The following is a 21,349-nucleotide window of genomic DNA, read 5'->3' on the forward strand; positions in this document are numbered from 1 at the left end:
CCTGAGGAGCGGCCGTCAGGCCGCGTCTCGAAGGATGGCTCCAGGTGACAGTCGGGCCTTCATGGTTCGAGACGCGCGCAAGAACGCGCTCCTCACCATGAGGGAGATCTAAAGTGCGATGAGATTGGGATGAATCGTCATCGCGCTTTAGGTTCTTGTTTGAGCATGATCTTTTCGGAAAACCGCTTCGCACTTTTCCGGATCATGCTCTAGCGCTGGCGCGGGTCGAGGGCGTCGCGCAGCCCGTCGCCGAGCAGGTTCAGCGACAGCACCACGAGGAAGATCGCAAGCCCCGGCCAGATCGCTATCCACGGCGCCTGGGTCAGGAAGCGTTGCGCCGCATTGAGCATGCTGCCCCAGGACGGCGCCGGCGGCTGCTGGCCGAGGCCGAGGAACGACAGCGCGGCTTCGGCGATGATGGCGGCCGCAATCGACAGCGTCGCCTGCACCAGCAGCGCAGGCAGGATGTTCGGCAGGATATGCGAGAATGCGATCCGCCACGGTGGATTGCCGAGCGCGCGCGCCGCCTCGACGTAGTCCTCGGCCTTGACGACCAGTACCTGGCCGCGGGTCAGGCGGATGAAGATCGGCGTTGCCGAGATGCCGATCGCGATCATGGCATTGCCGAGGCTCGGCCCGAGGAATGCGGCGAGCGCGATCGCCAGGATCAGGAACGGGCAGGCCAGCATCGCGTCCGTGATCCGGCTGATCAGCGCGTCGGTGAAGCCGCCGCGATAGCCGGCGACGAGGCCGAGCGGCACGCCGATGCCGAGCGCGATCGCAACCGAGATCAGGCCTGCGAGCAGCGATGCCCGCGCACCATGGACGACGCGGCTCAGGATGTCGCGGCCGAGCTCGTCGGTGCCGAACCAGTGTGCCGCGGTCGGCGGCTTGCGCACCAGGCTCCAGCTCGTTGCAATGGGATCATAGGGCACGACAAGCGGCGCGAGCAGCGCGAGGGCAATGAACATCGTGATCACGACGAGTCCAAACACGGCGGCCTTGCGCTTGAACAGCCGCCGCCGGGCGCGGCGTGCCGGGCTGTCGAGCTCGTAGGCTTGCGTGGCGGGGCTGGCTGGCAGCGCAGCGTCTGTCATCGCCTAACCCCTCAGCCGCGGATTGACGAGGACATAGGCGACGTCGGCAACGAGGTTCAGAGTGATATAGATCGTGGCCGTCACCAGCACCACGCCCTGCACCACCGCATAGTCGCGGTTAAACACGGCGTCCACGATCAGCTTGCCGAAGCCGGGAATGGAGAAGATCTGCTCGGTCAGCACCGCGCCCGACAACAGCGTGCCGAGCTCGAGCGCGCCGAGCGTGATGATGGGCGTCAGCGCGTTGCGCATGGCATGCTTGAGGATCACCGAGCGCTCGGACAGGCCCTTGGCGCGCGCGGTGCGGACATAATCGCTCTCCAGCACCTGGAGCATGGCGCTGCGGGTATGCCGCATCAGGACCGCGGCGATCGCGTTGCCGAGCACGAAGGCGGGCATGATGGTGGCCGCCAGGCTCGCGCGCCAGTTCTCGGTGAGCGGCACGTAGCCGGAAGCCGGCAGCCAGCCGAGCTCGATCGAGAACAGGAAGATCAGCATGATCCCGAGCCAGAAGTTGGGCATCGAGATGCCCCACAGCGCAAACAGGTTCGCGCCGTAGTCCCAGGCCGAACCCTTCTTCACGGCGGCGACGATGCCGGCGGGAATGCCGATCAGGAACGCGATCACGATCGCCATCGAGCCGAGCTGCAGCGTCACCGGCAGCTTCTGTGCGATCAGCTCGCGCACCGGCATCTTGTTGCGCAGCGACTCGCCGAAATCGCCCGACAGTACGCCCTTGATCCAGTAGGCGTATTGCACGGGGACGGGTTGATCGAGCCGGTACTGGTGACGGATCTGCTCGATTACCGCCGGATCGCGCTCTTCGCCCGCCATCACCAGCGCGGGATCGCCCGGCAGCAATTGCTGAAGCGAGAAGATCAGCACCGAGACGAAGAACAGCGTCGGTACGATCTGCGCAAGGCGGCGGGCGATGAAGTTCAGCATTCTCGCGGCGTCACTTCAGCTTGAGCCCGATGACGCGGACGAGGCCGTCGGGCATCTGCTTGTAGCCTTCGAGCCTCGTCGTATGCGCGATGATGATGCGGCGGTGGTAGAGGTACAGTAGCGGCTCTTCCTCCTGGACCAGCTTGGCCAGGGTCTCATAGCTGGCCTTGCGCTTGGCGGGGTCGGTGATCGATCGCGCGTCCTCCAGCGCCTTGTCGGCCTGCGGATTGTTCCACGCGCCGTAATTCTGCGGCGCGCCGCTGTGCAGGAAGACGTAGGTGTTGCCGTCCGGATCGACGCGCCCGCTCCAGGCGAGCATGTAGGCCTGGTAATCGCCGGCCTCGGCCTGCTTGAGCCCGGTTGCGAATTCGGTGACGCGGAGCTTCATGTCGAACCCGGCTTCCGCCGCCATCGACTGGATCACCTGCGCCGGCGTCTCGGTCTCCGCGCCCTTGGGCACCAGAAAGTCGACGCTGACGGGCGGTGTCACGCCGGCTTCCTTTAGCAGCGCCTTGGCCTTCTCGACGTTGCGGGGACGGACTGGAAGCGATTTTTGGTAGTAGGGATGATCAGGGTTGACCCATTGATTGCCGACTTGAAACTCGCCGTTGAACACAACCTGGTTGATCGCGTCGCGGTCGATGGCGAGGTCGAGAGCCTGCCGCACCTTGGCGGACTGGCTGAGCGGCCCCTTGGCCTTGTCCTTGCCGATGTTTAGGGTGATGCCCTGATAGCCGAGCTCGATGGCGGTCGCGACCTTCAGCCGCGAGTCGGCTCGCACCTCCTTCAGATCGGTGGCGAGCACGCGCTCGATCAAATCGAGGCCGCCGGACTTCAGGTTCGCGAGCCGCACGGTGGCGTCGACGATCGGCTGGAATACGATCTTGTCGATGAAGACGTTGTCCTTGTTCCAGTAGTCGGCGAATTTCTCGAACACGATGCGATCCTGCTGCACCCGTTCGACGAATTTGTAGGGGCCGGCGCAGACCGGGCGCAGGCCGAACTTGTCGCCGGCCTCTTTCGCCGCTTTCGGCGACATCATCATGCCGGCGCGGTCGGTGAGCTGGGCGAGCAGCGGCGAGAACGGCGACTTCAGGACCAGCTTGATCGTGAGCGGATCGACGACCTCGATATGATCGACCGAGGCCAGCTCCGGCTTGCGGAACGAACCGGGCAACGTCAGATGCCGCTCCAGCGAGAATTTGGCGGCTTCAGCGTCGAAGGGTTCGCCGTCGTGGAATTTAACGCCGGGCCGCAGCTTGATGACGAGGCCCTTGCCGTCGTCGACGGTTTCGCTCGACAGCGCGAGCTGCGGCACGATGTTGAGCTTCTCGTCGATGTCGAACAGCTTGTCGCAGAACGCGGAGAACACGATGCGGCCGACATAGGTGCGCGCCATCGTGGGATCGAGGATGTCGGGGTCCTCGGCGAGGCCGATGCGCAGCGTGGTCTGGGCCTGTACGGCTCCGATCGACAGCAGGACGGCGGCGGCCGTTACGGCCAGGCGAAACATCTTCATCGGACAATCCCCATTGCTTCGGCTATTTCGTTGTGGACGCGGCGCATTGTATATTAACCCCGGCCGGGCGCCCGCCTTCCGTCTTTCGGCTGAAGGCGGCGACCAATTTCGACAGCGTCGGCGAAAATCCGCCGTCGGTCGGCAGAATGGCGTCGGCAGACGGCAGCTCCGCCGTGCGGTGGCAGGCGGTGGCGTGGCCCGCGCCGTCAGCCAGGAGCGCAGGCGCTTCGCTGCGGCAGCGCTCGACAACGAAGGGGCAGCGGGTATGGAAGCGGCAGCCGGCGGGCGGATTGAGCGCGCTCGGGATCTCGCCCTCCAGCAGCACGGTCGCGCGCTTCGCCTTCGGCTGCGGCAGCGGGATCGCTGACAGCAGCGCCCGGCTATAGGGATGGCGCGGTGATGCGAACAGCGCATCGGCCTCCGCCGTCTCGACGATCTGGCCGAGATTCATCACCGCCACGTGGTCGGCGATGTGCTTGACCACGGCGAGATCATGCGAGACGAAAATGTAGGCGAGGCCGAGCCGGTCCTGCAGCTCGCGCAAAAGGTTGAGGATCTGCGAGCGGATCGAGACGTCGAGCGCCGAGACCGGCTCGTCGCAGATGATCAGTTTTGGTTCGACCGCGAGTGCCCGGGCGATGGCGATGCGCTGGCGCTGGCCGCCGGAGAATTCGTGCGGGTAGCGCCGGGCCAGCCGAGGCTCCAGCCCGACCAGCCGCAAGATTTCCTCGACGCGTTCGCGCCGCCGCGCAGCCGGCACCAGATCGTGCAGCGCCAACGGCTCGGCCAGGATCTGGCCGACCGTCATGCGCGGATTGAGCGAGGCGTAGGGATCCTGGAAGATGATCTGCGCCTCGCGGCGGAAGGCGCGCAGCGCTCCGGCGTCGAGAGCAAGCAGATCGCGGCCTTCGAAACGGATTGCACCTGCATCCGGTTCGATCAGCCGCAGCACCAGGCGGCTGACGGTGGATTTGCCGCAGCCGGATTCGCCGACCAGTGCCAGCGTCTTGCCGGCTTCGAGTGAGAAGCTGACGCCATCGACGGCTTTGACATGCGCCAGCGCCCTGCCGAACAACGAGCGCTCGGCAACGAAATGCTTGACCAGGCCTTGGACCTCGAGCAGCGCCATCACGACACCAGAAGTTCGAGCGGCGCGCGGATGCAGCGCGAGAGGTGGCCGGCGCTGATTTCGACGAGCGGCGGCGGCGTCCTGGTGCAGGCGTCCAGCACGAAAGGGCAGCGTGCACTGAACCGGCAGCCCGCCGGCGGCTGCGCCATGTTCGGCACCATGCCCTCGATCGTCGCGAGCTGCTCGGCGCGATGGTCGAGCCGCGGGATCGAGCCGAGCAAGCCGACGGTGTAGGGATGCTGCGGCGCGGAGAACAATTCGTCCACCGTCGCGCGCTCGACGATCTCGCCCGCATACATCACCGCGACCTCGTCGCAGACCTCGGCGACCACGCCGAGATCGTGGGTGATGAGGATGATCGCGGCGCCGCTCGCCGCCTTCAATTCCCGCATCAGTTCGAGAATCTGCGCCTGCAGGGTGACGTCGAGCGCAGTGGTCGGCTCGTCCGCGATCAGCAGCTGCGGGTCGCAGGCCAGCGCCATCGCGATCATCACGCGCTGGCGCATGCCGCCGGAAAGCTTGTGCGGGTAGTCGTCGATCCGCCGCTCGGCCGAGGGAATGTGGACGCGGCGCAAGAGCTCGATCGCACGCTCGCGGGCGCTCTTTCGCGAGCCGCCGCGATGACGCAGGATCGTCTCGATGATCTGGTCGCCGATCGTGAAGCTCGGATTGAGCGAGGTCATCGGCTCCTGGAAGATCATCGCCAGCCGGTTGCCGCGGAGGTCGCGCAGCGTCTGGTCCGAGGTTTTCAGCAGGTCAAAACCGTCGAAGCGGATCGCGCCTGAGATCTCCGCGTTCTGTTTCGGCAGCAGGCCCATGATTGCGAGTGACGTCACGCTCTTGCCGCAGCCGGATTCGCCGACGAGGCCGAGCGTGGCGCCATTGGCGACGCTGAGATCGACACTGTCGACCGCATGGGTGACGCGGCCGTCGTCGCCGTGGAAGCGGATGCGCAGATCCTCGATCTCGATCAGTGGGCTCGTGCTCATGATCGTCTTGCACGCGCTGCGGCGATGCTGGCGTCGATGACGCTGCGATCGGTGTTGCCGGCCGGGTTCTGCCGCGTCGGCATGGAGGCGCGAAAATGCACCCAGAGTTCCTGGCTGACCCCTTCGAGCCGCTCGAGCTCGCCGAGCGGGTCGGGATGATCGTCGGAGCGAATGTCCAGCGCCGCCCATTCCTCCTCGCCGTGGATCAGCAGCGCCGCCGATTGCTTGCCGCGCTTGTCGCCGCCGGCCGCTTCGCCCGCGCGCATGGCAGCGAGCAGGCGGCGCGGGAAGGGCAGGCTGTCATTGGCAATGTAGGTTTTTGCGGTCTCGTCGAGCACGTCAGGGCCGGCCAGCATGTTGCCGGCGATTGAGAAGCCGCTCCCTGCGATGTGGCCGCACCAGTCGACGCAGTCGCGGCCCGTATGGGCGGCGATCTCGCCGCTCGCATCCATGAGGTGGATTTGGCGGCTCTCGCGGCCGTCGTCGGTCGCGAGCAGCGCGGCAAGCACGTCATGCGCATTCAGGCCCTCGCGCAGCAGCTTGACGCCGTCGATGCCATAATAGGGATTGACGAAAGCTTGCGTCGCGATGGCACCGAGGCCGGCCGCGATATAAGGGACCCGTGCGCCGACGGCGAAGAAGCGCGTGGCGACGGCGATGCCGAACTGGCCGGTGGCAGGATCGCGCGCGATGATCGACCAGGTCATGTGTTGCCTTCAACGCCCCGCGGCGTAACCTTGCATGCCGCGCGGGTTGGCCGCGGCGCGCCGCCGCACTCCGACGCGCGAAGCCGCCGTGAGACGGCCTTCCGACCAGTCGGGGCCGACTTCCACGATATGTCCGCGTTCGCGAAGATTCTCGATCGTCGCCTTCGGCACGCGGTTCTCGACCACGAGCACGCCGGGGCGTGCGGTGCGCGGCCAGAACGAGATCGGAAAATGCTCGGAATGCCAGGCCGGCGCGTCGATCGATTCCTGGAGATTGAGATTGCAATGGACGTGGCGCAGGAAGAATTGCGTGATCCACTGGTCCTGCTGGTCGCCTCCGGGCGAACCCCAGGCGAGATACGGCTCGCCGTCGCGCAGCGCCATGGTCGGCGACAGCGTGGTGCGCGGCCGCTTGCCCGGCGCGAGCGCGGCGGGATGGTCTTCCTCCAGCCAGAACATCTGAGCGCGGCTGCCGAGGCAGAAGCCGAGCTCGGGTATGATCGGCGACGATTGCAACCAGCCGCCCGACGGCGTCGAGGACACCATGTTGCCGGCCTTGTCGATGATGTCGAAATGCACGGTGTCGCCGCGTACCTCGCCGAATCGCCCGACCGTCGGCTCGCCGGCGCCAAGCGCGCCGACCGCCTCGCGTTGCCCCTCGGCGCGGCGCAACTTCACCACACCGCCAAAACCTTCGACCGAACCGGGAAGGAAGTCGAGCGAGGCCTTGTCCGTGACGAGCTTGCGGCGCTCGTCGTTGTAGGTGTCCGACAATAGCGTCGCGATCGGGATCTCGGTGAACTTGGGATCGCCGTAGAATTTTTCGCGGTCCGCAAAGGCGAGTTTTGCGCATTCGATCTGGAGATGGATGAACTCCGGTCCGGTCGGATCGAGTCCGTCGAGCGCAAAGCCCTTCAACAGCGCGAGCTGTTGCAGCGTCACGGGACCCTGGCTCCAGACGCCGGCCTTGCAGACGGTGTAGCGGCCATAATCGTAGGTCAGCGGCGCCTCGACGGTCGGTTGCCACCGCGCCATGTCGTCGGCCGAGAGCACGCCGCGATGTGGCGAGCCGCTGACGTCCATCACGTCCTGGGTGCGGCAGAACTTGTCGATGGCTTCCGCAACAAAACCCTGCGACCAGGATTTTCGTGCACGCTCGATCTCGGCGTCGCGGCCTCCGCCGCCGCTCTCGGCTTCGCTCAGGATGCGGGCGTAGGTTGCCGCCAGCGTCTTGTTGGTGAACAGCGTACCGGGCTTCGGCACTTCGCCGTTCGGAAGATAGACCGCGGCAGAGGTCGGCCAGTGCTTGCGGAACAATTGTTCGACGGTCTGGATCGTGGCGCAGGCGCGCTCGACCAGCGGATAACCGTCGCGGGCATAGGAGATCGCGGGCTCCAGCACGTCGCGCACGCGCATCGTTCCGTAGTCGCGGAGCAGCATCATCCAGGATTCGAAGGTGCCGGGCACGCAGGCGGCGAGCAGGCCGGTGCCGGGCACCATGTCGAGACCCTCGTTCTTGTAATGCGCGATGGTGGCGCGCGCCGGCGCCGGACCCTGGCCGCAGATCACCTCGGTGCGGCCGCGTTTCACGTCGTGCACGATGATCGGGACGTCGCCGCCGGGGCCGTTCAGATGCGGTTCGACCACCTGCAGCGTAAAAGCGGTGGCGACGCCGGCGTCGAAGGCATTGCCGCCCTTTTCCAGAATGGCCATGCCGACGGCCGTCGCGATCCAGTGGGTGGTGGCGACGACCCCGAAAGTGCCTTCGATCTCGGGCCTCGTCGTGAACGGATCGGGATTGACGTTGCTGGCCATGGGTTACCTCAGTTGCGGCGCGCGCAATTGATCACAGGGAATGCCGGGTCGCCAATGCGCTGCTAGCATGGCACGCGCGCGTCACGCAGGCACCGGCGCGGTGTTGACGGCGTGGCAGGCGATGCCGTCGATCAGTGCCGGGACTTCCTTGCGGCAGAGATCGAACGCCAGCGGACAGCGCGGGTTGAAGGCGCAGCCGGACGGCGGATTGATCGGGTTCGGGATCTCGCCCTTGACCGGGATGCGCTGGCGACCGCTCATCGCAAGATCGGGCACGGCGCCCAGCAGCATCTTGGTGTAGGGCATGCGAGGACGGGCGAACAGTTCACGCCCCTCGGCGATCTCGACAATGCGGCCGAGATACATCACGCCGACCCGGCTCGCCATGTGGCGGACCACGGCGAGGTTATGGCTGATGAACATGTAGGTCAGGCCGAGCTTGTCCTGGAGGTCGCGCATCAGGTTCAGGATCTGCGCCTGCACGGAGACGTCGAGCGCGGAGGTCGGCTCGTCGCAGACGATGAACTCGGCGTCGGAGGCGAGTGCCCGCGCAATCGCGATGCGCTGGCGCTGGCCGCCGGAGAATTCGTGCGGGAACTTCAAGCGGTCGTCGGGATGCAGACCGACGAGGCTGAGCAGCTCGCCGACCCGGGCCTGGATGTCGCGCTCGCCCTGGATCAGGTCGAAGGCACGGATCGGCTCGGAGATGATGGCATCGACCCGGAAGCGCGGGTTCAGGCTCGCATAGGGATCCTGGAAGATCATCTGGATGCGGCGGCGCAGCTTTCGCCGCGCTTGGGCCTGCCGCGGATCGGTCATCGAGATGCCGTCGATCAGGACGTTGCCGGAACTCGGCGGCAGCAGGCCGACGACCATCCGCGCCACCGTGGTCTTGCCCGAACCGGATTCTCCGACCAGCGCAAAAGTCTCGCCCTTCCTGATGTCGAAAGTGACGCCGTCGACGGCCTTGAGATATTCGAGATGGCCGCCCTCGAGCACGCGGTTGAGCCAGGGCTTTGAGACGTCGAAGACGCGGCGCAGATTTGTGGCCTGGACGAAGGGAGTGCTCATGCCGCGCTCTCCGCCGGCACGCTGTCATAGAGATGGCAGGCGACGGATTGCGTGCCGCGCGGCAGCGGCTCCGGCCTCTCCACGCGGCAGCGATCGAAAACGAATGCGCAGCGCGGATTGAACGAGCAGCCCCGCGGGATCGCCGACAGCCGCGGCATGGAGCCGGGAATTTGCACGAGACGCTTGTCGTCGCCGGCAAGCGTCGGGATCGCGCCCATCAAGCCCTTGGCGTAAGGGTGCAGCGGATTCCTGACGACGTCCTGTACGGGGCCGATCTCGGCGACGCGGCCGGCATACATCACCGCCACGCGGTCGGAGGTCTCGGCGATCACGCCCATGTCGTGGGTCACCAGCATCACCGCGGTGCCGTGGTCGCGCCCGAGCCGCTTGATCAGCGAGATGATCTGCGCCTGCACGGAGACGTCGAGCGCGGTGGTGGGCTCGTCCGCGATGATCAACTCCGGCTCGGCGCAGATCGCGAGCGCAATCACCACGCGCTGCCGCATGCCGCCGGAGAATTCGTGGGGATAGCCGTCGATGCGTTTCTCCGGCGCTGGGATGCCGACCTCGGCAAGCAGGTCGATGGCACGACGGCGTGCAGCTGTCTCGGAGAGATTCAGATGCGTTCTGATCGTCTCCACGATCTGGTCGCCGACCCGGTACAGTGGATTGAGCGAGGTGAGGGGATCCTGAAAGATCATGCCGATGCGTTTGCCGCGAATACGGCGGATCTCCTCCGGCGGCAGATTGTCGATGCGCAGGCCTGCGAGACGAATCTCGCCGCCGGCGATGCGGCCGGGCGGATCGATCAGGCCGATCACCGAAAGGCCGGTGACGGATTTGCCGGCGCCGGATTCGCCGACTACGCCGAGCACCTCGCCCTTGGCAATGTCGAAGGAGACGTCGTCGATGGCGCGCAGCGTGCCGCGGCGGGAGGCGAACTCCACCTTGAGATTGCGTACGGAGAGAACAGGTTCGGTCATGGGCGACGCACACTCATCGAAGTTTTGGGTTGAGCGCGTCGCGCAGCCAGTCGCCGAGCAGGTTGATGGAGAGGATCAGCGCGGCGAGCGCGAACCCCGGGAAGGCGACGATCCACCATTCACCAGCGAACAGATAATTGTTGCCGATGCGGATCAGCGTGCCGAGCGAGGGCATGGTGTCGGGCAAGCCGACGCCAAGGAAAGACAGCGTCGCCTCGGTGATGATGGCGAGCGCGAGATTGATGGTGGCGATGACGAGGATCGGGCCCATTGTGTTCGGCAGCACATGCCGCAGCATGATCACGGGGGCAGGCAGGCCGATCAGCTGCGCAGCGGCCACGTAGTCCTTGTTCTTCTCGACCATCACGGAACCGCGCACGGTCCGGGCGTACCCGACCCAGAAACTCAGGCCGATCGAGATCACCAGCACCACCAGCATGCTGGTGGCATCCAGCCGGTTGCCGAGGATCGATTTCGCGATGCCATTGACCAGCAGCGCGATCAGGATGGCGGGGAAGGTGAGTTGGACGTCGGCGATCCGCATGATCACGCTGTCGACCGCGCCGCCGAAATAGCCGGCCATCAGGCCGAGCGCGATGCCGAGCGCACCGGCGAAGATCACGCCGGCCATGCCGACGGCGAGCGAGATACGCATGCCATAAAGGATGGCGGAGAATACGTCGCGGCCCTGCTCATCGGTGCCGAGCAGGAACGGGCTCTGGCCGTCGGCTGTCCATAGTGGTGAAATCCGCGAGTTCATCAGCTGAAGTTGCGCCGGATCGAACGGGTTCTGTACCGCAAGCCATGAGGCAAAGATCGCAAGCAGGAAGAACAAGACCGTGATGGCGGCCGCAACCATGGTGAGCTTGGAGCGGCGGAAAGAATAGAAGACGTCGCTGTCGAGCGCGCGGCTGAGCCAGCCGCGGGCGGCATGCGCCGGCGGCGCGCCCTGCTTGTCGGAATTGGAGACGACTGCGTCGGACATGCAGGCTGCCTTACGTGGCGCGGCCGACGGTCGAGCGCAAGCGCGGATCGACCACGGTGTACAGGATGTCGACCACCAGATTGATGGTGACGAAAATCAGCGAGACCATCAACAGGTAGGCGGCCATGATCGGGATATCGACGTTTTGCACGGCCTGAACGAACAGAAGTCCCATGCCCGGCCACTGGAACACGGTTTCGGTGATGATCGAAAATGCAATAACCGAGCCAAACTGGAGGCCTGCTACCGTGATCACGGGAATGAGCGTGTTCTTCAGTGCGTGGCCGAAATGGATGGCGCGTGTGGTCAACCCCCGGGCGCGCGCGAAGCGGATATAGTCGGTTCGCAGCACTTCCAGCATCTCCGCGCGCACCAGTCGCATGATCAGGGTCATCTGGAACAGGCCAAGCGTGATCGAGGGCATGATCAGCGCCTTCAGGCCCGACAGCGTGAGCAGGCCCGTGGTCCACCAGCCGAGCTTGACCACCTCGCCTCGGCCGAACGAGGGCAGCCAGCCCAATGTCACCGCGAACAGATAGATCAGGAGGATGCCGATCAGGAACGTCGGCAGCGAGATGCCGATCAACGAGACCGCCTGGAATAATTTGGCGAGCGCGGTGTCGCGCTTGAGCGCCGAATAGACGCCCATCAGGATGCCGAACACCATTGCGAATATGGTCGCGCAGATCGCGAGTTCGAGCGTCGCGGGCATGCGCTCCATCAACAGCGTCGAGACCGGCTGGCGGAATTGGTAGGAGACGCCGAACTTGAACTGCGCGGCGTCGCCGAAATAGCGCACGAACTGCACCGGCACGGGATCGTCAAGGCCGAGCGACTTGCGCACGGCTTCGCGTTCGGCCGCCGACGTGTCGATCGAGACGATCTGGTTCACGGGGTCGCCGGCGAAGCGGAACATCGAGAACGCGATGATGCCGACGGCGAACATGACGCCGATGGCCTGAAGGGCGCGGCGAAGAGTGAAAGCGAGCATGCCTTCCACTATCCTTGGGTGTGCGTACGGCCAACGTGCCTGTCAGCCGAAAAAAGGAAAGGTCCCGGAAGCCTGACGCCGCCGGGACCTCGTGATCAACGGACGCTATTCCTTCTTGGTCGCCCCGCGGAACATGACCAGATTGTCGGCGCGCTGCGGCAGGTCCACCTTCTTCGATACGCCCCAGGCGAGCGCCTGCTGGTGTAGCGGGATGTAGGCCCAGTCCTTGATGCTGATCTCATAGGCTTGCTTGATCAGCTGGTTGCGCTTGGCGGCGTCGGTCTCGACCAGCACCTTGTCGGTGATGGCGTCGAACTCCTTGTTGCAATAGCCGCCGAGATTGGCCTCGCCCCGCGAGGATTTCGCATCGTCGCGGCAGCCCATGATGTCATAGAGCACGTTGTGGGAGTCCATCGTGCTCGGAGTCCAGCCCAGCAGGTAGAACGAGGTCTGGTAGCCGCCCTGCTTCAGCACCTTGGCGAAGTACTGCGCCTTCGGCTGCGCCAGCAGGTTGATCTTGACGCCGATGCGGGCGAGCATGCCGACGACGGCCTGGCAGATCGCGGCGTCGTTGACGTAACGATCGTTCGGGCAATCCATCGTGACCTCGAAGCCATCCGGGTACCCGGCCTCGGTCAGGAGCTTCTTGGCGCCATCGGGGTCGAATTTCGGCCGCGTGAACTCCTTGGACAGCGCGTACAGCTCCGGCGCGATCATCAGTGCCGACGGCGTCGACAGCCCGCGCATCACGCGCGTCTTGATCAGCTCGATGTCGATCGCCTTGTAGAACGCCTCGCGGACGCGGACGTCCTTGAACGGGTTCTTGCCCTTGATGTTGGAGTAGAGCAGCTCGTCGCGAGTCTGATCGAAGCCGATGAAGATGGTGCGCAGCTCCGGCCCCTTCAGCACATGGGCATTCGGGCTGGAATCGACGCGGGAAATGTCCTGGACCGGCACCGGCTCGATGACGTCGACCTCGCCCGAGAGCAGCGCGGCGACGCGGGTGGCGTCGGAGGCGATCGGAGTGAAGATGATCTCTTTCAGGTTGCCTTCGACCTTGCCCCAGTAGTTGGGATTGGCCTTGAACACCGTCTTCACGCCGGGCTGATGGCTTTCGATGATGAAGGGACCGGTGCCGTTCTCGTGGAGCGAGGCGTAGCTCGGCGTGGTCGCCGCCACCGGCGTCGGATCGACGACGTTGTTCTCCTCGGCCCATTTCTTGTCCATGATGTACCAGACGTCCCATGCCGAATGCAGGATGGGATTGGGCGAGGGCAGGATGAAATCGACGGTGTAGTCGTCGACCTTGACGACCTTGACGTCGGGCGCAAGGCGGGTCTGCATATTGGACCCCTTCTTGCGGACGCGATCGGCGGAGAACAGCACGTCGTCGGCCGTGAAGGGGTCGCCGTTGTGGAACTTCACGCCCTTCCGCAAATGGAAGCGCCAGCGGGTCGGCTCCAGGGTCTCCCAGCTCTCCGCCAGCGCCGGAATGATCTTTAGATCCTTGTCGCGGGCGGTGAGGCCTTCATAGGCGTGACCGAGATGGGCGTGGGTGGTGCTCTCGTTGAGCGTATAGGGATCGAGCGACTTCAGGTCGCCCTGGTTGGCATAACGTAGCGTCTGGCTCGACGCCGGCGAGACCGCCAACGCAAGCATACCGGCGAGCGTCGCCGCAAACAGACTTCGACCGACTGACATTCTTGACCCTCTCCACTCTGCCGCGCCGTGATTTTTGATTGTTCGGCGGGCGTCCCAATCCATGTTGCCCAGAGTTCTCGACCCGTGCAAGCGCCATTCCAGCAAGGAACGCGCCAAGTTGCACCGCTTTGCAGCAATGCTGACCGACAATTTAGCGGCGAGAGGCGCACGGGCGACATTCGACTTTCGACCTGCGAGGTCCCGGCGTAGCGAGGGAAATCGCCCCGCAGGCGCCCGGCGGGCATGTACATGGCGAAGCGTTTTGATTGACCATATCCGCCGATAGCCGAGTCCGGCGCCCGGCCACCTGCCTCAGGTCGCTTGCGTCGCATGCCATGTCGCGGCGATACTGTGCCAGGCAGTTCGAATCTCAACCGGAGGGGACATGAAAGTTAACATCGAAATCGACTGCACCCCCCTCGAGGCCCGCCAATTCTTCGGATTGCCGGATGTCTCGCCGATGCAGGTTGCCGTCATGGAAAAACTGCAGCAGCAGGTCTTGAGCAATATCGACAAGGTCTCGCCGGAATCGCTGATCCAGAGCTGGTTCACCTTCGATCCCAAGATCGCCGAGCGGTTTCAGGACATGTTCGTCACCATGGCCGGCCTCGGCGGCACGCGCAGCGGCGACAAGAAGAAGTAATGCCGTCCGGGCCGGACGGGCCGCAGACCTCAGACCGGCTGCGGCCGCCGGGCCTTGGCTTGCTGCTCGCGGAGGCCCGTGGGCTCTTCGAATTCAATGCCAGCCTGCTGCTGTCGCCGGTCCTGATGCGCGCGCCCAAAGGCGATGGCCATCCGGTGCTGGCGCTGCCGGGCTTTCTCGCCAGCGACCTCTCGATGGCGCCGATGCGGCGTTATCTCAGCGAACTCGGTTATGAGGCACATGCCTGGCGGATGGGCCGCAATTTCGGCGGGCTTGGACGGATACGGGATTCGCTCCGCGCCCGTCTCGCCGAAATCCACGCTGCGAGCGGACGCAAGGTCAGCCTGGTCGGTTGGAGCCTTGGCGGCGTCTATGCGCGCGATCTCGCGCTCCAGGCGCCGGAGATGGTCCGTTACGTCATCACGCTCGGTAGCCCTTTTGCCAACGATGTTCGGGCGACCAATGCGACGCGGCTCTACGAGGCGCTGTCCGGCGAGCAGGTGGAGGATTTTGCCGAACTGCGCGCGGCGATCGCGGGCGATCTGCCGGTGCCGGCGACGTCGATCTATTCGCGCGCCGACGGTGTCGTGAACTGGCGGACCTGCCTGCTGCGTCCTTCCGACCGTGCCGAGAACATCGAGGTGCACCTGGCGAGCCATATCGGGCTCGGGGTGAACCCTGCGGCGCTGTGGGCGGTGGCGGACCGCCTGGCGCAACCGGAGGGGGAGTTCTGGCCATTTGACCGGGCAGGGCCGTTTGCCATTGCATATGCCCCGCCGGAACAGGCAATATCGGCCTGACGAGAAGCGCCGGGAAAGGCGCCCGTCAAAACTCGCGGAGGGAACCATGGCCGACGGTAAGAAGCTGTCGTCGCTGGACGCATCATTTCTTTATCTGGAAACGCCGGAAATGCCGATGCATGTCGGCAGCATGGCGATCTTTCGGTTGCCCGACGACTACAAGGGCGACTTCTTCGAAGACTTCAAGGCGATGATCGTCTCGCGCCTGCACATCGCGCCGATCCTGAAGGCGCGGCTGGAGAAGGCGCCGCTCGACATCGATCATCCGTCCTGGGTCGAGGACGACCAGTTCGACATCGACCGCCACATCTTCCGCGCCAGCCTGCCGGCGCCGCGCGATCGCGCCACGCTCGAGCGCATCGTCGGCTGGATGCACGCCAAGCTCCTGAACCGCGCCCGCCCGCTCTGGGAGTTCTACGTGTTCGAGGGCATGAAGGACAACGAGGTCGGCCTCTATTCCAAGATGCATCATGCCGCCATCGACGGCGGCGCCGGCGCGGCGCTGACCAACATGATCTACGACATCTCGCCGATCCCCCGGAAGGTCGATCCGCCGACGGCAGGAGCCAAGCCCGGGCAGGAGCCGCGCGATATCGCCGCGAACCTGCTCGATTCCTATCAGCAGCTCTTCACCCAGCCGCTCGATGCCTCGGCGGCCGCCAAGAATCTCCAGCTGCCGCGCACCGGCAAGAGCGACATCGGCTCGATCCTGTTCGACAACGCGATGTACCAGATCGAGAGCGCGGTACGTTTTGCCGGCAACATCCCGACCATGGTCAAGAGCGTCTCCGACGTGCTCGGCAAGATTTCCGATCCGAAGTCGCGAGAGAGCCTGGCCAGCATGGTGTCGCCGCCGACCATGCTCAACAAGTCGATCTCGTCCGAACGCAGTTTTGCCGGCGTGTCGATCTCGCTGTCGCGATCCAAGGCGCTGGCCAAGCAGGCCGGCGGCAAGCTCAACGACGTGGTGCTGGCGCTCGCTTCCGGCGTGGTCCGGCGCTACCTTCAGCAATACGGCACGCTGCCGGCGAAGTCGCTGACCGCAGCGGTTCCGATTTCGTTGCGCGAAGAGGGCAACACCGAAGCCAACAACCAGGTGTTCGGCATGATCTGCTCGATCGCGACCAACATCGACGATCCCAAGGCGCGGCTGGAAGCCATCATCGCGCAATCGACCAAGTCCAAGGAAATGTCGCATCCATTGCGTGCATTGATGCCGCAGGTCTCCAACATCTCGATGCTGGGTGCGCCGATCATCGTCCAGATCATGGCGCTTCTCTACAGCCGCTCCGACCTGTCGGACGTGCTGCCGCCGGCGGCGAATATCACGGTGTCCAACGTGCCGGGACCGCGGCAGACGCTCTATGCCGCCGGCGCCGAGCTCTTGCACATCTTCCCGGTGTCGATCTCGACGCACGGGCAGGCGCTCAACATCACCGTGCAGAGCTATCGCGATCAGCTCGATTTCGGCTTCATCGTCGGCGCCAACGTCATTCCGCATGTGCAGGTGATGTGCGATATGCTGCCGGAAGAATTCGCCGCGCTGGAGGCGGCCTATGCGCCGCCGGCGGCGGACATCAAGGGCGCCGCGGAGTAGGAATGTGTCGATGATCGAAATGCCGCCGCTCCAGTTCGCGCAGACGAACGGAATCCGCATGGGCTACTACGAGGCGGGCCCGGCCGATGACAAGCCGCCGATCGTGCTGTGCCATGGCTGGCCCGAGCTCGCCTTTTCCTGGCGTCACCAGATCAAGGCGCTGAGCGAGGCCGGCATCCGGGTGATCGCGCCGGACCAGCGCGGCTATGGCGCGACCGACCGGCCGGAGCCGGTCGAAGCGTATGACATAGAACATCTGACAGGCGATCTCGTCGGACTGCTCGATCATCTCAACATCGATAAGGCGATCTTTGTCGGTCACGACTGGGGCGGCTTCATCGTCTGGCAGATGCCGCTGCGGCACATCGACCGGGTCGCCGGCGTGGTCGGCATCAATACGCCCCATACCAACCGCGCCTGGGCCGATCCGATCGAGCTCCTGCGCGCGCGCTTCGGCGACAAGATGTACATCGTGCAGTTCCAGGACCCGGCGCGTGAGCCTGACAGGATCTTTGGCAGCCGCGTCGAGCAGACCTTTGACGCCTTCATGCGCAAGCCGGCGCCGCGCCCGGCAGATGCTCCGGCGGAGGAAGTCGTCGCTGGTGTCGGTGCCTCGCCGCGGCTGAACCTGGCATTCCCGCAAATGATCGCGGGCTATGATGCCAAGCACGATCCCCGGACGCCGATCCTGTCGGCGGAGGAGAAGAAAGTGTTCGTCGATGCCTTTACCAGGACCGGATTCACCGGCGGCATCAACTGGTATCGCAACATGTCGCGCAACTGGGTGCGCTCCGAGGGGCTCGATCATACGGTGCGCGTGCCGTCGTTGATGATCATGGCCGAGAATGATGCGGTGCTGCCGCCGTCGTCCGCCGATGGCATGGAGAAATTCATTCCCGATCTGGAAAAGTACCTGGTCCGCGACAGCGGCCATTGGACGCAGCAGGAGAAGCCTGAGGAGGTCAGCGCCAGGCTGATCGAATGGCGTAGAAGGCGGTTCGGCTAATTCGTCATTGCGAACTCGTCATTGCGAGGAGCGAAGCGCCGAAGCAATCCAGACTGCTCCGCGGATATATTTCTGGATTGCTTCGCTTCGCTCGCGATGACGACATTGAGGCAGGGGGACTACATTTCGATGTCATCCAAGAACCGTCTGGATCCGATCCCGCAGCCGCCGACCAAGCCGGTGGTCGGCAACATGCTGTCGCTGGACTCGGCCGCCCCCGTGCAGCACCTGACGCGGCTTGCGAAGGAGCTGGGCCCGATCTTCTGGCTCGACATGATGGGCTCGCCGATCGTCGTCGTCTCCGGCCATGATCTCGTCGACGAGCTCTCCGACGAGAAGCGGTTCGACAAGACGGTGCGTGGCGCGCTGCGGCGCGTGCGCGCGGTGGGCGGCGACGGACTGTTCACGGCCGACACCCGGGAGCCGAACTGGAGCAAGGCGCACAATATCCTGCTCCAGCCCTTCGGCAACCGCGCCATGCAGTCCTATCATCCGAGCATGGTCGACATCGCCGAGCAGCTCGTCAACAAATGGAAACGGCTCAACGCCGACGACGAGATCGACGTGGTCCACGACATGACGGCGCTGACGCTGGACACGATCGGCCTGTGCGGCTTCGACTACCGCTTCAATTCGTTCTACCGGCGCGACTACCATCCCTTCGTCGAGTCGCTGGTGCGCTCGCTCGAAACCATCATGATGACCCGCGGCCTGCCGTTCGAGCAGATCTGGATGCAGAAGCGGCGCAAGACGCTGGGCGAAGACGTCGCTTTCATGAACAAGATGGTCGACGAGATCATCGCCGAGCGGCGCAAGAGCGCGGAAGCGATTGACGACAAGAAGGACATGCTGGCCGCGATGATGACCGGCGTCGACCGCTCGAGCGGCGAGCAGCTCGACGACGTCAACATCCGCTACCAGATCAACACGTTCCTGATCGCGGGCCACGAGACCACCAGCGGCCTGCTGTCCTGCACCCTCTATGCGCTGCTCAAGCACCCGGACATCCTGAAGAAGGCCTATGACGAGGTCGACCGCGTCTTCGGCCCTGATGTCAATGCGAAGCCGACCTACCAGCAGGTGACGCAGCTCACCTACATCACGCAGATCCTCAAGGAGGCACTGCGGCTGTGGCCGCCGGCGCCCGCTTACGGTATCTCGCCGCTCAACGACGAGACCATTGGCGGCGGCAAGTACAAGCTCCGGAAGGCCACGTTCACCACCATACTGGTGACGGCGTTGCATCGCGATCCCTCTGTCTGGGGACCGAACCCCGACGCCTTCGACCCCGAGAATTTCAGCCGCGAGGCGGAAGCCAAGCGGCCGATCAATGCCTGGAAGCCGTTCGGCAACGGCCAGCGCGCCTGCATCGGCCGTGGCTTCGCCATGCACGAGGCCGCGCTCGCACTCGGCATGATCCTCCAGCGCTTCAAGCTGATCGATCACCAGCGCTACCAGATGCACCTGAAGGAAACGCTGACGATGAAGCCGGAGGGCTTCAAGATCAAGGTGCGTCCGCGCGCCGATCGCGAGCGCGGCGCCTATGGCGGGCCCGTAGCGGCGGCTTCGGCGCCGAAGGCGCCGCGTCAGCCGACCGCGCGTCCCGGCCACAACACGCCGATGCTGGTGCTTTACGGCTCCAACCTCGGCACCGCCGAGGAACTCGCGACGCGGATGGCCGACCTTGCCGAGATCAACGGCTTTGCCGTGCAACTCGGCCCGCTCGACGATTACGTCGGCAAGCTGCCGCAGGAGGGCGGCGTGCTGATCATCTGCGCCTCCTATAACGGCGCGCCGCCGGACAATGCGACGCAGTTCGTCAAATGGCTCGGCGACGATCTGCCAAAGGATGCCTTCGCCAATGTGCGCTATGCCGTGTTCGGCTGCGGCAACAGCGACTGGGCGGCGACCTATCAATCGGTGCCGCGTTTCATCGACGAGCAATTGTCGGCGCATGGCGCGCGCGCAGTCTATCCGCGCGGCGAAGGCGATGCGCGCAGCGATCTCGATGGCCAGTTCCAGAAATGGTTCCCGGCGGCCGCGCAGGTCGCGACCAGGGAATTCGGCATCGACTGGAATTTCACCCGCACCGCCGAGGACGATCCGCTCTACGCGATCGAGCCGGTGGCGGTGACCGCGGTCAACACCATCGTAGCCCAGGGCGGCGCGGTGGCGATGAAGGTGCTGGTCAATGACGAGCTGCAGAACAGAGGTGGGTCCAATCCGTCCGAGCGTTCGACGCGTCACATCGAGGTGCAGCTGCCGTCCAACATCACCTACCGCGTCGGTGATCATTTGAGTGTCGTTCCGCGCAATGACCCGACACTGGTGGATTCGGTCGCCCGCCGCTTCGGCTTCCTGCCGGCAGACCAGATCAGGCTTCGCGTCACTGAGGGCCGCCGTGCGCAATTGCCGGTCGGCGATGCCGTGTCGGTCGGCCGCCTGCTCAGCGAGTTCGTCGAGCTGCAGCAGGTGGCGACACGAAAGCAGATCCAGATCATGGCCGAGCACACCCGCTGTCCGGTCACCAAGCCGAAGCTGCTGGCCTTCGTCGGTGAGGAAGCAGAGGCGGCCGAGCGCTACCGAACCGAGATTCTGGCGAGACGCAAATCGGTGGTCGACCTGCTGCTCGAATACCCGGCCTGCGAATTGCCGTTCCACGTCTATCTGGAGATGCTCTCGCTGCTGGCGCCGCGCTACTACTCGATCTCGTCCTCTCCGTCGGTCGACGCGTTACGTTGCAGCGTCACCGTCGGCGTGGTCGAGGGGCCGGCCGCCTCCGGGCGCGGCACTTACAAGGGCATCTGCTCGAACTATCTCGCCAACCGGCGCACGGGCGATGCGATCTACGCCACCGTGCGCGAGACCAAGGCCGGCTTCCGACTCCCGGATGATTCGTCCGTGCCGATCGTCATGATCGGCCCGGGCACGGGACTGGCGCCGTTCCGCGGCTTCCTCCAGGAGCGCGCCGCGCGCAAGGCGAAGGGCGCCACGCTCGGCCCGGCCATGCTGTTCTTCGGCTGCCGCCATCCTGATCGGGATTTTCTCTACGCGGACGAGCTGAAGGCGTTCGCGGCCGATGGCGTCACCGAGCTGTTCACGGCCTTCTCGCGCGCAGATGGACCAAAGACCTACGTGCAGCACGTGCTCGCCGCGCAGAAGGACAAGGTCTGGCCGCTGATCGAGCAGGGCGCCATCGTCTATGTCTGCGGCGACGGCAGCAGGATGGAGCCCGACGTGAAGGCGGCCCTCGTCGCGATCCACCGCGAGAAGAGCGGCAGCGACGCCGTGGCGGCTGCGCGCTGGATCGAGGAGATGGGCGCGACGAACCGGTATGTGCTGGACGTCTGGGCGGGAGGGTGATTGTTGGT

General features: G+C 64.9%; 17 protein-coding genes. 5 read left to right on the forward strand and 12 right to left on the reverse strand.

Annotated features, from left to right (window positions below; translation table 11 throughout):
- Window positions 1-209: 209 nt before the first annotated feature.
- From JQ572_RS09365 to JQ572_RS09420, 12 genes are all read right to left on the reverse strand, one after another.
- Complete coding sequence (locus JQ572_RS09365) at window positions 210-1,097, reverse strand: ABC transporter permease (protein WP_211382718.1); 888 nt, start codon at window positions 1,095-1,097, stop codon at window positions 210-212.
- A 3-nt stretch (window positions 1,098-1,100) separates the two neighbouring features.
- A complete protein-coding gene (locus JQ572_RS09370) occupies window positions 1,101-2,042 on the reverse strand; it encodes an ABC transporter permease (protein ID WP_211382719.1) in 942 nt (313 codons plus the stop codon).
- A gap of 10 nt (window positions 2,043-2,052) precedes the next feature.
- A complete protein-coding gene (locus tag JQ572_RS09375; protein ID WP_211382720.1) occupies window positions 2,053-3,561 on the reverse strand; it encodes an ABC transporter substrate-binding protein in 1,509 nt (502 codons plus the stop codon).
- A gap of 22 nt (window positions 3,562-3,583) precedes the next feature.
- Window positions 3,584-4,690 (reverse strand): ABC transporter ATP-binding protein, encoded by a 1,107-nt coding sequence (locus JQ572_RS09380; protein ID WP_211382721.1) that lies wholly within the window; start codon window positions 4,688-4,690, stop codon window positions 3,584-3,586.
- Window positions 4,690-5,679, reverse strand: a complete 990-nt coding sequence (locus JQ572_RS09385; RefSeq protein WP_211382722.1) for an ABC transporter ATP-binding protein — start codon at window positions 5,677-5,679, stop codon at window positions 4,690-4,692. The genes JQ572_RS09380 and JQ572_RS09385 overlap by 1 nt, the downstream gene beginning before the upstream one ends.
- On the reverse strand, window positions 5,676-6,386 hold the full coding sequence (locus JQ572_RS09390) for a DUF1028 domain-containing protein (protein WP_211382723.1): 711 nt from the start codon (window positions 6,384-6,386) through the stop codon (window positions 5,676-5,678). The genes JQ572_RS09385 and JQ572_RS09390 overlap by 4 nt, the downstream gene beginning before the upstream one ends.
- A 9-nt stretch (window positions 6,387-6,395) precedes the next feature.
- Window positions 6,396-8,201, reverse strand: coding sequence for a gamma-glutamyltransferase family protein (locus tag JQ572_RS09395; protein ID WP_211382724.1), 1,806 nt, complete (start codon window positions 8,199-8,201; stop codon window positions 6,396-6,398).
- An 81-nt stretch (window positions 8,202-8,282) separates the two neighbouring features.
- Window positions 8,283-9,272, reverse strand: a complete 990-nt coding sequence (locus JQ572_RS09400; protein ID WP_211382725.1) for an ABC transporter ATP-binding protein — start codon at window positions 9,270-9,272, stop codon at window positions 8,283-8,285.
- Entirely contained in the window at window positions 9,269-10,255 is a 987-nt protein-coding gene (locus JQ572_RS09405) for an ABC transporter ATP-binding protein (RefSeq protein ID WP_211382726.1), read from the reverse strand. Before JQ572_RS09405 ends, JQ572_RS09400 begins: the two co-directional genes overlap by 4 nt.
- A gap of 13 nt (window positions 10,256-10,268) precedes the next feature.
- Complete coding sequence (locus JQ572_RS09410) at window positions 10,269-11,240, reverse strand: ABC transporter permease (protein WP_211382727.1); 972 nt, start codon at window positions 11,238-11,240, stop codon at window positions 10,269-10,271.
- 10 nt (window positions 11,241-11,250) lie between these two features.
- Window positions 11,251-12,231 (reverse strand): ABC transporter permease, encoded by a 981-nt coding sequence (locus JQ572_RS09415; protein WP_211382728.1) that lies wholly within the window; start codon window positions 12,229-12,231, stop codon window positions 11,251-11,253.
- A gap of 105 nt (window positions 12,232-12,336) precedes the next feature.
- On the reverse strand, window positions 12,337-13,932 hold the full coding sequence (locus JQ572_RS09420) for an ABC transporter substrate-binding protein (RefSeq protein ID WP_211382729.1): 1,596 nt from the start codon (window positions 13,930-13,932) through the stop codon (window positions 12,337-12,339).
- 385 nt (window positions 13,933-14,317) lie between these two features.
- On the opposite strand from JQ572_RS09420, the gene JQ572_RS09425 reads away from it, so the two are divergent.
- The 5 genes from JQ572_RS09425 (at window position 14,318) to JQ572_RS09445 (ending at window position 21,341) form a co-directional block, all read left to right on the forward strand.
- Window positions 14,318-14,575 (forward strand): DUF6489 family protein, encoded by a 258-nt coding sequence (locus JQ572_RS09425; protein WP_211382730.1) that lies wholly within the window; start codon window positions 14,318-14,320, stop codon window positions 14,573-14,575.
- A complete protein-coding gene (locus tag JQ572_RS09430; RefSeq protein WP_211382731.1) occupies window positions 14,575-15,375 on the forward strand; it encodes an esterase/lipase family protein in 801 nt (266 codons plus the stop codon). The genes JQ572_RS09425 and JQ572_RS09430 overlap by 1 nt, the downstream gene beginning before the upstream one ends.
- A 46-nt stretch (window positions 15,376-15,421) precedes the next feature.
- Window positions 15,422-16,972 carry a WS/DGAT/MGAT family O-acyltransferase gene (locus JQ572_RS09435; RefSeq protein WP_211382732.1) on the forward strand — a complete coding sequence of 517 codons (1,551 nt, stop codon included), beginning with the start codon at window positions 15,422-15,424 and terminating at the stop codon, window positions 16,970-16,972.
- Window positions 16,973-16,982: 10 nt separating this feature from the next.
- Window positions 16,983-17,978: an alpha/beta fold hydrolase gene (locus JQ572_RS09440; protein ID WP_211383528.1), complete on the forward strand. Its 996-nt coding sequence runs from the start codon at window positions 16,983-16,985 to the stop codon at window positions 17,976-17,978.
- 129 nt (window positions 17,979-18,107) lie between these two features.
- Entirely contained in the window at window positions 18,108-21,341 is a 3,234-nt protein-coding gene (locus tag JQ572_RS09445) for a bifunctional cytochrome P450/NADPH--P450 reductase (RefSeq protein ID WP_211382733.1), read from the forward strand.
- The last annotated feature ends 8 nt before the right edge of the window (window positions 21,342-21,349 follow it).

Source organism: Bradyrhizobium sp. SZCCT0153, assembly GCF_018129995.1.
GTDB classification, from domain to species: Bacteria; Pseudomonadota; Alphaproteobacteria; order Rhizobiales; family Xanthobacteraceae; genus Bradyrhizobium; species Bradyrhizobium japonicum_G.

Coding starts and splice junctions, on each gene's coding strand:
- JQ572_RS09365 (WP_211382718.1), bottom strand. CDS start 1,097: ATGACAGACGCTGCGCTGCCAGCCAGCCCCGCCACGCAAGCCTACGAG.
- JQ572_RS09370 (WP_211382719.1), bottom strand. CDS start 2,042: ATGCTGAACTTCATCGCCCGCCGCCTTGCGCAGATCGTACCGACGCTG.
- JQ572_RS09375 (WP_211382720.1), bottom strand. CDS start 3,561: ATGAAGATGTTTCGCCTGGCCGTAACGGCCGCCGCCGTCCTGCTGTCG.
- JQ572_RS09380 (WP_211382721.1), bottom strand. CDS start 4,690: ATGGCGCTGCTCGAGGTCCAAGGCCTGGTCAAGCATTTCGTTGCCGAG.
- JQ572_RS09385 (WP_211382722.1), bottom strand. CDS start 5,679: ATGAGCACGAGCCCACTGATCGAGATCGAGGATCTGCGCATCCGCTTC.
- JQ572_RS09390 (WP_211382723.1), bottom strand. CDS start 6,386: ATGACCTGGTCGATCATCGCGCGCGATCCTGCCACCGGCCAGTTCGGC.
- JQ572_RS09395 (WP_211382724.1), bottom strand. CDS start 8,201: ATGGCCAGCAACGTCAATCCCGATCCGTTCACGACGAGGCCCGAGATC.
- JQ572_RS09400 (WP_211382725.1), bottom strand. CDS start 9,272: ATGAGCACTCCCTTCGTCCAGGCCACAAATCTGCGCCGCGTCTTCGAC.
- JQ572_RS09405 (WP_211382726.1), bottom strand. CDS start 10,255: ATGACCGAACCTGTTCTCTCCGTACGCAATCTCAAGGTGGAGTTCGCC.
- JQ572_RS09410 (WP_211382727.1), bottom strand. CDS start 11,240: ATGTCCGACGCAGTCGTCTCCAATTCCGACAAGCAGGGCGCGCCGCCG.
- JQ572_RS09415 (WP_211382728.1), bottom strand. CDS start 12,231: ATGCTCGCTTTCACTCTTCGCCGCGCCCTTCAGGCCATCGGCGTCATG.
- JQ572_RS09420 (WP_211382729.1), bottom strand. CDS start 13,932: ATGTCAGTCGGTCGAAGTCTGTTTGCGGCGACGCTCGCCGGTATGCTT.
- JQ572_RS09425 (WP_211382730.1), top strand. CDS start 14,318: ATGAAAGTTAACATCGAAATCGACTGCACCCCCCTCGAGGCCCGCCAA.
- JQ572_RS09430 (WP_211382731.1), top strand. CDS start 14,575: ATGCCGTCCGGGCCGGACGGGCCGCAGACCTCAGACCGGCTGCGGCCG.
- JQ572_RS09435 (WP_211382732.1), top strand. CDS start 15,422: ATGGCCGACGGTAAGAAGCTGTCGTCGCTGGACGCATCATTTCTTTAT.
- JQ572_RS09440 (WP_211383528.1), top strand. CDS start 16,983: ATGATCGAAATGCCGCCGCTCCAGTTCGCGCAGACGAACGGAATCCGC.
- JQ572_RS09445 (WP_211382733.1), top strand. CDS start 18,108: ATGTCATCCAAGAACCGTCTGGATCCGATCCCGCAGCCGCCGACCAAG.